The organism is Chryseobacterium salipaludis (genome assembly GCF_022968825.1).
GTDB lineage: Bacteria > Bacteroidota > Bacteroidia > Flavobacteriales > Weeksellaceae > Kaistella > Kaistella salipaludis.
Window position 1 is genome coordinate 574,879 of sequence record NZ_JALHKS010000001.1, and the last position, 12,567, is coordinate 587,445.

Annotated in this window: 12 protein-coding genes; all 12 read right to left on the reverse strand. The window is 37.0% G+C overall.

The annotated features are described in order from the left end of the window. Positions 1-68: 68 nt before the first annotated feature. Positions 69-1,151, reverse strand: coding sequence for a dTDP-glucose 4,6-dehydratase (rfbB, locus tag MVI27_RS02620; protein WP_246959130.1), 1,083 nt, complete (start codon positions 1,149-1,151; stop codon positions 69-71). A gap of 165 nt (positions 1,152-1,316) precedes the next feature. Then, on the reverse strand, positions 1,317-1,862 hold the full coding sequence (gene rfbC / locus MVI27_RS02625) for a dTDP-4-dehydrorhamnose 3,5-epimerase (RefSeq protein ID WP_246959131.1): 546 nt from the start codon (positions 1,860-1,862) through the stop codon (positions 1,317-1,319). Continuing rightward, positions 1,859-2,890, reverse strand: a complete 1,032-nt coding sequence (locus MVI27_RS02630; RefSeq protein ID WP_246959132.1) for a Gfo/Idh/MocA family protein — start codon at positions 2,888-2,890, stop codon at positions 1,859-1,861. Before MVI27_RS02630 ends, rfbC begins: the two co-directional genes overlap by 4 nt. 80 nt (positions 2,891-2,970) lie before the next feature. After that, positions 2,971-3,969 carry an MraY family glycosyltransferase gene (locus tag MVI27_RS02635; protein WP_246959133.1) on the reverse strand — a complete coding sequence of 333 codons (999 nt, stop codon included), beginning with the start codon at positions 3,967-3,969 and terminating at the stop codon, positions 2,971-2,973. Beyond that, positions 3,969-4,874: an NAD-dependent epimerase/dehydratase family protein gene (locus tag MVI27_RS02640; protein WP_246959134.1), complete on the reverse strand. Its 906-nt coding sequence runs from the start codon at positions 4,872-4,874 to the stop codon at positions 3,969-3,971. Before MVI27_RS02640 ends, MVI27_RS02635 begins: the two co-directional genes overlap by 1 nt. Then, positions 4,871-5,899, reverse strand: coding sequence for a WaaS/CpsH family glycosyltransferase (locus tag MVI27_RS02645; RefSeq protein ID WP_246959135.1), 1,029 nt, complete (start codon positions 5,897-5,899; stop codon positions 4,871-4,873). Before MVI27_RS02645 ends, MVI27_RS02640 begins: the two co-directional genes overlap by 4 nt. A 4-nt stretch (positions 5,900-5,903) precedes the next feature. After that, positions 5,904-7,037 (reverse strand): NAD-dependent epimerase/dehydratase family protein, encoded by a 1,134-nt coding sequence (locus MVI27_RS02650; RefSeq protein WP_246959136.1) that lies wholly within the window; start codon positions 7,035-7,037, stop codon positions 5,904-5,906. 32 nt (positions 7,038-7,069) lie between these two features. Further along, a complete protein-coding gene (locus MVI27_RS02655; RefSeq protein WP_246959137.1) occupies positions 7,070-8,071 on the reverse strand; it encodes a glycosyltransferase family 2 protein in 1,002 nt (333 codons plus the stop codon). Positions 8,072-8,076: 5 nt separating this feature from the next. Continuing rightward, positions 8,077-9,267, reverse strand: a complete 1,191-nt coding sequence (locus MVI27_RS02660) for an O-antigen polymerase (protein WP_246959138.1) — start codon at positions 9,265-9,267, stop codon at positions 8,077-8,079. Then, positions 9,257-10,240 (reverse strand): WaaS/CpsH family glycosyltransferase, encoded by a 984-nt coding sequence (locus MVI27_RS02665; RefSeq protein WP_246959139.1) that lies wholly within the window; start codon positions 10,238-10,240, stop codon positions 9,257-9,259. The genes MVI27_RS02660 and MVI27_RS02665 overlap by 11 nt, the downstream gene beginning before the upstream one ends. Positions 10,241-10,292: 52 nt before the next feature. Continuing rightward, positions 10,293-11,186, reverse strand: a complete 894-nt coding sequence (locus MVI27_RS02670) for a glycosyltransferase family 2 protein (RefSeq protein ID WP_246959140.1) — start codon at positions 11,184-11,186, stop codon at positions 10,293-10,295. Between the two features lie 28 nt (positions 11,187-11,214). Beyond that, complete coding sequence (locus MVI27_RS02675) at positions 11,215-12,567, reverse strand: lipopolysaccharide biosynthesis protein (protein ID WP_246959141.1); 1,353 nt, start codon at positions 12,565-12,567, stop codon at positions 11,215-11,217.

The following is a 12,567-nucleotide window of genomic DNA, read 5'->3' on the forward strand; positions in this document are numbered from 1 at the left end:
GTCAGCGAGCGTTAAACACCTGCAACCTTAACTACTCCCAACTCAATTACTCCCGACTCAATAACTCCTCAATTATTATACTGCTCTTGATAGTATTTCTGGTACGCTCCAGTTGTGACGCTTTCCAGCCATTCCTTATTTTCCAGGAACCAGTCGATGGTTTTACTGAGGCCCTGTTCGAAGGTGACGGAAGGTTTCCAGCCCAGGTCGTTGGCCAGTTTGGTGGCGTCGATGGCGTAGCGTTTGTCATGGCCGGGTCTGTCTTTTACGTAGGTGATCAGTTTTTCGGAATATCCGGCCGGCTTGCCGGTTTTCTCATCAACCTGTTTGATGAGTTCTTTGACTAAATCAATGTTCTGCCACTCGTTCCAGCCACCAATGTTGTAGGTTTCGCCCGTTTTGGCTTCATGGAAAATCTGGAAAATGGCTTTAGCGTGGTCGATTACATACAGCCAGTCACGTGTATATTTTCCGTCGCCGTAGATGGGCAGCGGTTTTTCATTCAGAATATTGTGAATACACAGGGGAATCAGTTTTTCCGGGAAATGGTTGGGCCCATAGTTATTGGAGCAGTTCGACACAATAAAAGGAAGGCCATACGTATTTCCGTAGGCACGCACCAGGTGATCTGAGGCAGCTTTAGAAGCTGAATACGGAGATTTTGGATCATACGATGTTTCTTCGGTGAAGAAGCCGGTTTCGCCCAATGCGCCATAAACTTCGTCCGTGGATACGTGATAAAACAAATGTTCTCTTTTTCCTGCCGGGAAATTTCCGTGCTGATGATCCGGGTTTAAAGTCCAGAATTCCCGTGCCGTGTTGAGCAGGTTCGCGGTGCCGATGACGTTGGTATTGATGAATGCATTCGGATCGGTAATGCTGCGGTCCACGTGGCTTTCTGCGGCGAGGTGAATGACCGCGTCCGGGCGGTGTTTTTCAAAAACGGTGCGTATGGCGTTTGCATCGGTAATGTCGGCTTTTTCAAAGATATAGTTGGGTTCGTTTTCAATATCTTTCAGGTTCTCCAGATTGCCTGCGTAGGTGAGTGCATCGAGGTTAATAATCGTGGTGTTCGGCAAATTCTTTACAAATTCACGCACGACGTGAGAACCGATGAAGCCGGCGCCGCCGGTGATGAGTATGGATTTCATTTTTGAGTAGTTAGCAAGTGATTAGGTTAAAGAGGTTACGAAGTGAAGCAGACTTTATAATCGTAGACTTTCAGATGATAGACTTTAAGAGAATAGACAATTAAATCATAGACTCTTCAACAACAAATAATATAAAGCGCGTACATCTAAACATGCAGGCTGTTCCTAAAAATTCCCGTCTGCAAAGGTTGGCTGAATCCTGTCTTTATCTGAGAGTATGATGGCTTCTTTCGGCAGTTTCCAGTCGATATTTAAATCCGAATCATTCCAGAGGACACCGCCTTCGGATTCTTTATGATAATAATTATCACATTTATAAGAGAATACAGCAGTCTCCGATAAGACGGAAAAACCATGGCCAAAACCGCGCGGCACATAGAACTGGCGTTTATTTTCCGCCGTCAATTCCACACCGTACCATTGCCCGAAGGTTTCAGAGTCACGCCGTAAGTCAACGGCCACATCAAACACACGGCCTTCCAGACAGGAAACCAATTTAGCCTGTGCGTGATCGCCTTTCTGCAAATGCAGGCCCCGCAAAACACCATACGAAGAACGGGAAATATTATCCTGAACAAAATGGCCGTTCCGGCCCGTCAGTTCTTCAAATTTTTGTTCATTAAACTTTTCATAAAAATACCCGCGCTCATCTTCAAACACGGTGGGATCTATGATATAACAGTCGCGCAGCGGCGTTGGGTGTATAATCATTCTGAGACTTTATATAAACGATGGCTGTCGTACACAGCTTCAATTAATTCAATCAGGCGCTGTCCATCAGCTGCTGCCACTTCCGGTGCTGCTGTTCCCTGGAGGACCTGCACTATATTTTCATAATGATGGTGGTGGTTCTGGGCCGAGCCTTTATAAGTACCATAGTCATTGCAGGCATTGGTCGTAGCCAGTTCCGGCAGTTCATAATCGCGGATGTGGCATTTCTCTACCTGGTCCATGTACTGGCCGCCGACTTTCACAGAGCCGTTTTCGGCAATGATGGTCAGCGAACTCTCCAGATTTTCCTGCCAGACGGAAGTGGAAAAGCTAAAACTTCCGATGCCGCCGCTGGCGATATCAAAGGTAATAATACCGCTGTCTTCCGTTTCGGTGAGATGGCTGTGGTTAAAATTCTCCAGTTTCGTGACCAGATTGCTCAGGTCACCAAACAACCACAGCAGGATATCCAGAAAATGGGAAAACTGCGTATACAAAGTGCCGCCATCCAAATCCTTTGTTCCGCGCCAGGAATTGCCGGTATAATACCGTTCGTCCCGGTTCCAGTAGCAGGAAACCTGCACCATATAGATTTTGCCCAGACGGCCCGAGTCCAGCAATTCCTTCAGCCACTGCGACGGAGGTGAAAAGCGGTTTTGCATCACCGGGAAAATGTGGAGATTCTGTTCGTCTGCGATTGCGCTCAGTTCCATAGCCTGCACAGCAGTCAGCGTCAGTGGCTTTTCGATAATGACATGCATGCCGTGTTCCAATACAGCGCGTGATTGCTCGTAATGCAAGCCATTTGGCGTACACACGGCCACAAGGTTCGCGGTGGTCGGTGCCTCAAGAAATGTCTGCAGTGAGTTATAAACAGCAGCGCCGGTGCGCGCAGCATCTGCTCTTTTATCTGCATCTGTTTCAATAACGGCCGTCAGTTCCAAGTGCGGATGCTGCAAAACAAGGGCGGCATGCCGTCGGCCGATATGGCCATAACCGAGAACTGCAATTTGAATGGGCGTGTGCATTAATTTTACTATAATATAAGTTCAAATATACTATATTTTCAAGCTAACAAAAGGATGTGGAGACAGACGAATATACAGACTTACTGCATCACTTTTGCGCCGGTCTTTTTTAAAATTAAAGTTTTGGAAAGCAGGTACACCAGAATGACCGGGCTCAGGACGATCATGAAAATTAACGAATCAGCGCCGTTGAATGAAATAACAACAGCATTCATGACCACCTGCAGCGCAGCATACACAAAACTGATCAGCCGGTGATCCTGTGCTTTTTCATTAACAAACAGCTGATACAAATGCCGGCGATGGGCTTCAAATATATTTTCACGCCGGTAGATTCTTTCGATTAAAGTAAGAATGGTTTCCACGCCGTACACCCCTAAAAGCAGGAACCATTTGTAGGAGCCGCTTTCAATGATAAGCATCGATAAAAGCGCCAAAATCCAGAAGGCAACCGACATACTGCCGACATCGCCCATGAAACATTTGGCTTTTTTTCTGAAATTAAAGAAGAGAAATACAAAACTCGCCAATAGCGGATACACAATAAAATCCGGATCTGCAAAAGAAATCAGGTACGCATTTACATACCACAAAGTACCGAGCAATACGAAACTGTAGAGGCCGGACATTCCATTGATGCCGTCCATAAAATTATAAGCATTTAAGATGCCGATGGCCAGAATGTACACCAGCACAACCGCCCAAACCGGAAGCAGACTAAAAACGCCCACAGAATACAGCAGCAGCGAAACCGCCAGAAACTGAAAAATAACGCGCACGCGTGAAGGCAAATCGACAAGATCATCCACAAAGCTGAGCACGGAAATGAGAAGCAGTCCTCCCCCGAACCTCAGAAAATGAATGTGCCCAAACCTCCCCGAAAAGCCTCCAGGATCTGCGAACATCGTTACCGCCAGCAAAATAAAAGCGATCGGATAAATTACGCCGCCACCGCGCAGTGTAATCTCCGAATGGGCACTGCGGTGATTGGGTTTATCGATGATATTATAACGGTCAGCAATCTTAAAATACACCAGCAGTGCTACAAATAAAATCGCTGCAATAAGCGCATACTGCATTATTCACTAAAACTTTTAATGGTTTTGGCCAGCCCTTCCTTCGCGGTAAGCGGCAGGCGGGTGATGTTCAGGGCTTGCTTTATTTTGTGGTTGGAGACCGTTAAACTGCTGGTCAATTTCTTCAGTTTTCTGGAGTTCAGCGGCAAAGGTAGCACATCACCGATGAATGCCATACTTTTTATTAAAAACTTTGGCAAAACCAGTTTAGAGACTTTTGTTTTAGTTTCTTTACTTATAATTGCTATAATCTCCTTGGTGGATACCGATTCATCGTCCGCGAGATGATAGATGCCTGACTCCAGTGAATTTGATTTTTCAATAATTTGCTGGACAAAAAAGATAAAGTTGTCGATTGACAAAAAAGATCTTTCATTGTTAAAGGCTAAAAGAGGATAAGGAATTCCCTTTGAAATAAATTTATAAAGCAGTTTCAGGTTGCCTTTATCGCGCGGGCCGTGAATCATCGGCGGCCGCAAGATGATTACTTTTTTTCCAGCAGGCATATTCTGACTCATTAGCCACTCCTCCGCTTCTTTTTTGCTTTTGCCATAATCAGACACTGAATGAGATGCTGCAGACTCCTCAAGCGGTTTCTGCGACTCAAACTCTTCTATTGCCGCGATAGAACTGATATGTATACACAAGTGCGCCTCTGAATTTTTAAACGCATGGAAAATCTCCTGAACCAACTTAACATTTGCGTTCTGGTAATCTTCTCTAGTTGCAGTTCCCTGGTGATCGTGGGCTTTGCCGATTAGATTCAGATAGATGTTTGTACGCGGATTAATCAAAGATTTCCACTGATCGTTTCTTAGAGAAATTTCCTGAACACGCTCACTTGAGCCAAAACTTGTGACGAGATTTTGACCTAGAAATCCTGAAGCGCCGAAGACTGCTATATTCATTTTTTTCTGTACATTGGTTTTAGGAATAGTGGTGAGGTTAATTCAAAAACTTCCTTAATCCAGCCTTCTAGCGACATTCGATTAATAGTTTCTTCGTCTATTGGTTTAAATTCAGTTTTAAAAAAAGAGTCTTCTACGACGACCTTCGAACGATCAATTATCGAAATATTTTGAGGATCGTAGAAAGAATAATTTCTAACTTCTGGGTTGGTAGTAATTAACTTCCTTCCAGCCCCTAAAGTTTCGAAAGTCCTCATGGTCAGGCCATTTTGCCCCGGATGATTAATATCTAATATGGCTTTGGAATCAGCGTAAAGATCAATAATTTGATTATGTGTGAGACTAGTAAAAGAAACCTTCTTTATATCAAACCCCTTAAAATTCGTGTCCGTCAGTTGCTTAAATTTAAATAGTGTCTTACTGGGCGAAAAGTAGAAGCAAAACATTTTCAATTTATGCTTCTGACAAAATTGCCGTACTTTTTCACTTATTGTATAACGGTCAGAGTGTGCTGTTCCAATAAACACTACATCATATTTAAGAACTGTAGGTCGATAAGACAAATTTTGATAATCTTTTGAAAAGAAAAGAGGCCTGAATTTCATCTTATATTGCAAAGCATCATAATTATCAAAAGTAAACTTACTATCAAAATAATGTAGTATGCTCAAGCCATTTGAATTGTTCTTTATAGAGTCGTAAGTGTAATAGATCAAATGAATTTGAGGATAGTTACTTCTTAAAAAGTCAAGAAAAAAGGCGGGTGTTACCTCACCTTTTATTAGCAAAAAATAATCATACTTCTTCTGCTTAATCTTTTGAATTATACTTTTAAAATGCTGATTAATTTTTTTTTTGATAAATTCCTTTTTTATTCTGATTATCGCCTTTGTAAAAAAGGTATTAGAAGGTCGCTCATCAAAAAGATCAACTGTTGCTCCCATGGTTTCCAGTTGGCTTTTTATCAGGTTTTCATAATTGAAAAACTGCACAGATATGATTAAAATATTTTTGCCCTCTAACATGTTATTACTTATACAAACCTTTTGCTTTCATTTCATTAATGGATTTTTGGTAAGTGTCCTTCTCTACTTCCTGAGTATTCACCCACTCCGTGAACCTACACAATCCTTCATCAAATGAGACTTTGGGTTCAAAGCCCAGTTTTGCTTTAATTTTAGTCAAATCCGCATAATTATGTCTGATATCGCCCAACCTGTAATTTCCTGAAATTATAATCGGAACTTCCACTCCGTAGTTGATCGACAATTGTTTTGCCACAGTCATTACGTCGGTTGCTACTCCTGTACCGACATTGAATACTTCATTATTTGCTTCCTCTTTTTCCAAAGCTAAAATAGTTGCCTCCACTACATCATCAATATAGACAAAGTCGCGGCTTTCTTTTCCGTCTTCAAAAATGGTAATGCCGTTTCCATTTTTTATCTGTGTGGAAAAAATAGAAAGAATTCCTGTGTACGGATTTTTCAGCGATTGGCCGGGACCGTACACATTCTGGTATCTGAGTGCAACGGCTGCAATTCCTGCCGTTGGACAAACGGTTAAGACCATTTGTTCCTGATTTTGTTTGGTAATTCCGTATACAGAGGAAGGATGGATTTTCGAATTTTCATCAGTGGCTACAAGCGTAAGTGATGATGATCCTTTATAATTCGGTTCAAAATCTCCCTGATCCATATCTTCGGCAATACGGTGTTCGGGGTAAACTGCACCTAATTCTTTACTAATATATTTTCCTTCTCCATAAATTGACCGGGATGAAGCTACTACGACCTTTTTAATAGCTGTACTGCTGTTTACCAATAGATCCAGCAGAATGGCTGTCCCGGTAATGTTGACCTCAGTATAACGCTGCACTTCATACATTGACTGCCCGGTTCCAGTTTCGGCTGCATAATGAACAACAGCATCTTGTCCTTCTAACGCCTCTTGCCAATCTGCGACGCTGGTAACAGAACCGCGGATAAATTTAACGCGATCTTTTATACTTAAATAGAGGGGTGATGAATCTTCCGGATTCTCACCATGAATCTGTGGAGAAAGATTATCCAGTACAGTAACTGAATACCCTTTTTCTATGAGCTTTAACGCTAAGTTTGATCCGATGAATCCGGCTCCTCCTGTGATGAGTATATTTTTCATTGTTGTAAATTTACTTTAATCAATCACTTTATTTATTTTCTTAAAAATGAAAAATACCTTAGATAAGATATATTACGTTTATTAACTATATTATTTTTTATTAAAAAAAATAAGCTTTTTTCTGAAAAAGTCATCATTTGACGGCTTTTTATTTTTGAGCTAAATGCTTCCTTGAAAAAATGATGATTAAAAGTATATTCAACAACTTGCTCTGATAACGGCTTGTCCCGTGTTTTTGTTATTGCACTATAAATAATTGAAAAAACCATTCGAATATATAGAACTTTAAATCTATCATAAAATTTATCTAACGCGTTTTGACTTTTTAAGAATTGAAACAAATTATCTAAGATATCCAATTTATCTAAAATCTTAAATGAAATTGTTTGCATAATCGAATTTGCTCTTTGCCTATAACCCAATAAGACATTTTCTGTTTTATTAATTTTTGACGCAAAATAGAAACATTTAAATATATAATCTAAATCCTCAAACCATTTTCCTTCCAAAAAAGTAATTTGATACCTTTCCAGAAATGAAATTTTATACATTTTATTCCATACAGCCAATGAAGCGGTATTTGCAAAAATAGAATTCATTTTTTCCTCAAGCTTAACCATCTGCGAGGGAAAAGCATGTCTGTCGTTTCTTAGTTTCTTTTTTTCTATAATTTCAAATTCATAATATGGCGCTACTACGATATCGGAATCATTCGTAATTGCTATATTATACATTTCTCTGATTACATCCTTATTTTCAATATAATCATCACTATCAAAAAAAATAATGTGTGTTCCAATCGCGTGTTTCGCACCATGGTTGCGAGCTGAACTTAATCCGCCATTAGGCTTTCTTAAAAGCCTTACATTAGGATAAACTGCTACATATTCCTCAGCTATTGCGGTTGAATTATCAACTGATCCATCGTCAACTAAAATAACTTCTATATTATCGTCAAGTGGCAGTAAACTCTCCAAAAAAGTTTTGAAATACTCTTCAACATTGTAAAAAGGCACAACAATACTAATATCCATAATATCTATCTCTTTATTTTGTGTGTATAAAAGTAATTGAAGATTAAAGGCCATAAAAGGATAGTTCCTGCATTATACCACATGTTATTAAACATACTTAATAAAATAATAGAATTAAGCGAAGCTAAAGAGATCATATAATACGGACTACTATTTTCTATTAATTTTGGATAAATGAAAGCACTTACCATTATTACAGCAAAAACTATAATCATTCCACCAGAACCCAATTCAAAATAAGGCCTAAAATAAGTGGTTGGAGCATTCAAACTAATGGTAACAAGGTATCTCGAACTAAGATCTTTTTCGACAATTTTATCATATTCCAGGGCGGAGCTGATTCGCTTGCTTATAAAGTCTGGGAAAAGCTCAGTTGCTACAAAAAATCCAAAATTTTCTGTATCAAAATCATCCTTTTTTTTATCTATCAGATTTTGCAAGTTACCCATTGGAGAAATCATGTAGATGTAACTCCAGTAAAATTCTGCAGGCACACCACTTTCCAAAAATCTATCTGTAGCACCCCCAACACGCAATAAGTATGTGTTATCAGTTTTAGTCTGCTTTTGTCGCACATTGCCTATAACCCCAAACAAATATAAAATTACCGCTAAAATAGAAATTGCCTTTAAAACACTTTTGAAATTAATGGATTTTATTTTTGATAAATATATAAAAATTACAGCACAGAATACAATCATAAATGCGCCCCGATTTAAAATCAATACATAGGGTAGCATACTAGCAATGAAAATAAAAAAGTTTTTCTTGGTCTTATAGGACGTATAGTGCAAAAACATTGCAATAGAAAAAAACATATTGAATGTTGCTAATACAGCATGCAAAGTCGGTACTCCTTTAAAATCATCATAGGAATAACTCGCGTCTGAGAAAGTTCTTAAAAGCGGGACTGTGGATTCATAAATAAAATCGAGTGAATACCCTATCAACAAAAAGACAATGGACTTTTTAATAAATCCCCTTTTGAAAGTAATTTTTTCCGTAGGAATATGTAGGTTCTTACTTTGTACTAATGCATATATTAAAGAGATTATAACAGTGCAAATGATAAAGTACATTAAAAAACCGTGGAGTTCAGGGTAAAAATCAGACCATCCTATTTGATATAAAAGGAGTATTGAAGTAAATGAGAATGCGTAAACGAAAAAAGGAGATAAAAGTATTTTATGCTTCATTACTGCTTTCAAATATTAGTGATATCCATTGGTCTATTGACAAAACAATATTTTTTTCTGTAGTAGTGTTTTTTGAAATAAACGCTCTGCTAATATTAATATTATCTAAATTAAAAAATTCAACCATGCCAGATTCTAAAACCTTTCGATCTTTTTTGAAGTGAATATTATTGGTAATTACTTTTGTATTGCAGGCTAAAGATTCTATCACTCTCATTGCTAAACCTGTTTGTCTTGGATTACTTACATCTACCATAATACGACTTTTGGAAAGTATATCCAGATAGGTTTCCCGATCCATATGTTTTGAAGATACAATTCTGATATCTATTTTTTTGTTTAAAAAAAAATATTTCACCCGCGTACTAAAAGGCATAAATAAAAATGGTTTGAGTGAAAAACCGTTATCTGCACAAAACTTACTAAACTTAAGAACTGCCTGATAACGTTCTTCAAAGAAAAACCCCATAAAAAAAAAGTCCTGTTCAAATGAAGATGTTGTCATGCGGTAAGGCTCTACGTCATCGGTGTAAAATAATGGAATATAATCTAATCCTAACTGCGCGCTGTCCTCAAAATCAAATGTTGTTACTCTATCAAAATAAGGGATGAGGTGTCTAAAATAGTTCGTTCGCTGAGAATCCCACTGATACATGATTGTCTTGGCTACAGGATTACGTTTTTTAAAAGATTTCAGAAAATCTACTGGCAGCATATATCCCCTAATAACAAACAGGTAATCAAATGAATGCTCTTTTGTTTCTCTGGTGATCTTAGCATAATGCAACTTCTGATAGAATGGCATCTTTTTTTTAAAAAAATTATTTACCATACTAAAAGCGAGTGAATAGGGTCTTTCAGCAAAAAAAACAACTTCTGCTCCTTTCTTTTCAAGTTTATCTTTAATCATTTTTTCATAATTATGAAAAAGTGGACAGATAAACAGAATTTTTTTTCCTTCTAAATTCTTCATTAATTTTGCTTAAAAGTAGGTCCCGTTAATACTTATTCGATTTACTGCTATTTTAAATATGCAGTCTTAGCCATTTATAAATGATTCTTCTGATTACAGATTTCTTTTCTAATGTTATAAATTGCACTGAAATATCACTTTTTTTTTCAGGAATATAATTTTTATAGATTATAATGAATTCTTTTATCTGCAAGATATTAGGTAGCAGATAGGTTTTCTCCTTTAATCGTGCAGCAAAACTTTGCACTCTCTCTCTAAAATTTATTTTCTCTTTATAAGTAACGCTTGATGAATGGCTTCTATAATACATGAGTGGTTGATCATGATATATTACAGTCCCAAAACTATATGCTATCAATGCAATTAAGTAATCGTGCATTATAATATTAGTCATATTAGATTTGAGCAATTCAGTTTTCATTCTCCGGTTGATTAGACAAGTGCAACCTGTGACAATATTATATAAAAAAAGATCCTGATATGAGAATTTTGCTGCATTAAATTGATGTAATTGCCAAAATGAATTGTGTATAACCTGGTTCACTGTGTCAATCAGTTGAAGATCGTGATAGGCGACAAGGGGCTTTGAGAAGGGATCATCCAGTTTCATTACAGAAGTGATCTGCACTTCTAATTTATTATCATACCATATATCATCTTGATCACATAATGCGATGAAGTTATTAGATGTATAAGAAATCGCTTTTCTAAAAGATAAATTAGAGCCTATATTGTAATCATTGAAAACCGATTTTACAATTGAATATTTTCTTTCATATTTCGCAATTATATCTCTCGTGTCATCTGTAGAACAGTCATCAACAATAATAATTTCGTCGGGTTGAAAGGTCTGTTTTAATATAGAATTTAATTGTCTATCGAGATACTCACTTCCGTTATAAGTACAGAGCGCTACACTAATTTTAAACATTTTTCTATCTTTCATAATGCTTCAATAAGTTAATTTAAGTGAGTTATTTGTTCCAAATCCCTTTCGCATTACCTCTGACAACAATATTATACTGAATAACATTTAGTATTAAACCCGACAAATTTACAAGTGATAGAGAAACAATTATTCCATATATTCCCAGTTTATTACCAAAATAGAAAGTAAGCGGTAGAAAAAATATTGAACAAATTACAATATTAATCATCTGTACACGAAGTTTACCTAATCCATTAAGAAAGGAAGAGTAACTTAAACTAGCGACCAATAAAAACACATATATTGCTATTGAAACAGAAAGTTTCAAAGGAATTCCAATTTCATTCCCAACCCATAACGTATATATTCGATCACTAACGAGGGTCATTATGATCAAAAGTAATAAAGTAAACAACAACAAAATGTTGATTTTTTTCATACTCTTAGTAATCCAGGTAAAATCGCCTTGTTTAAAAGCATCAGTAGTTGCCGACCACATAGGAGTTAGTATGATTGTAAACAATAGCGGAATTACATTGAAGTATCTAAATGCAATATTATACTTTGTAACCATCTCTGGTCCAAACATGTATGAAATAATTAGATTAGAAGTTGAAAAGATAATTAAAGCTGCAATTTGAAGAACAAAAAATTGTACTCCTAAGCTCATAATTGTTTTTGCGTAGTCCATTTTAAAAAATTTTACACGCGGAAACAATTCATTGTACTCGCCCTTAAAAACATAAATATATGACAGCGCGTAAATAATCGCTGGACAAATTGAGTAAATTAAAGCTACTTGAAGTAGTGTGCCCGATGAATTTAAACTTAATATAAAGATAATAATTAGAGATAAAACCTGACCTAACATAATTAGCAAATTCTCAAGTGCAGCTTTTTGCATTGCTAATAATATACTACCAATCAGCTTCAACACAAATGTCAAACAGAACAAAGCAAATGATAACGAAATAATTGTCCGTAGGTTAGGAACTAATTTTGGAGATACGTTTAGAATTATGTTCCAGTCAATAAAATAATTAACAATTTGAAATAAGCAAAAAAGAACGCTCATTATTATAAAAATAACAACGTAAGCAGTAGAAATATAGTGTTTAGCTTTTACAAAATCTTTTTCTGCAAATGATTCAGCAAGTTTATTTCTTAAACCATTTCCTAGCCCGATGTCAAATGAATTGATCCAAAGTAAAATTGAATTAAGAGTAATCCATATACCGTACTCAGTGGGATTCAAAAATTTAAGTGTTATAGGCACTAATAAAAGTGACGTAAAAACCCCAAACGATTTTACAAAAAAAGAGTAGAATATATTTTTTCTTGTAATAAATGTCCTACGATCCCAGCTACTGATTTTAGCAAAAACACACTTTCTAATCAT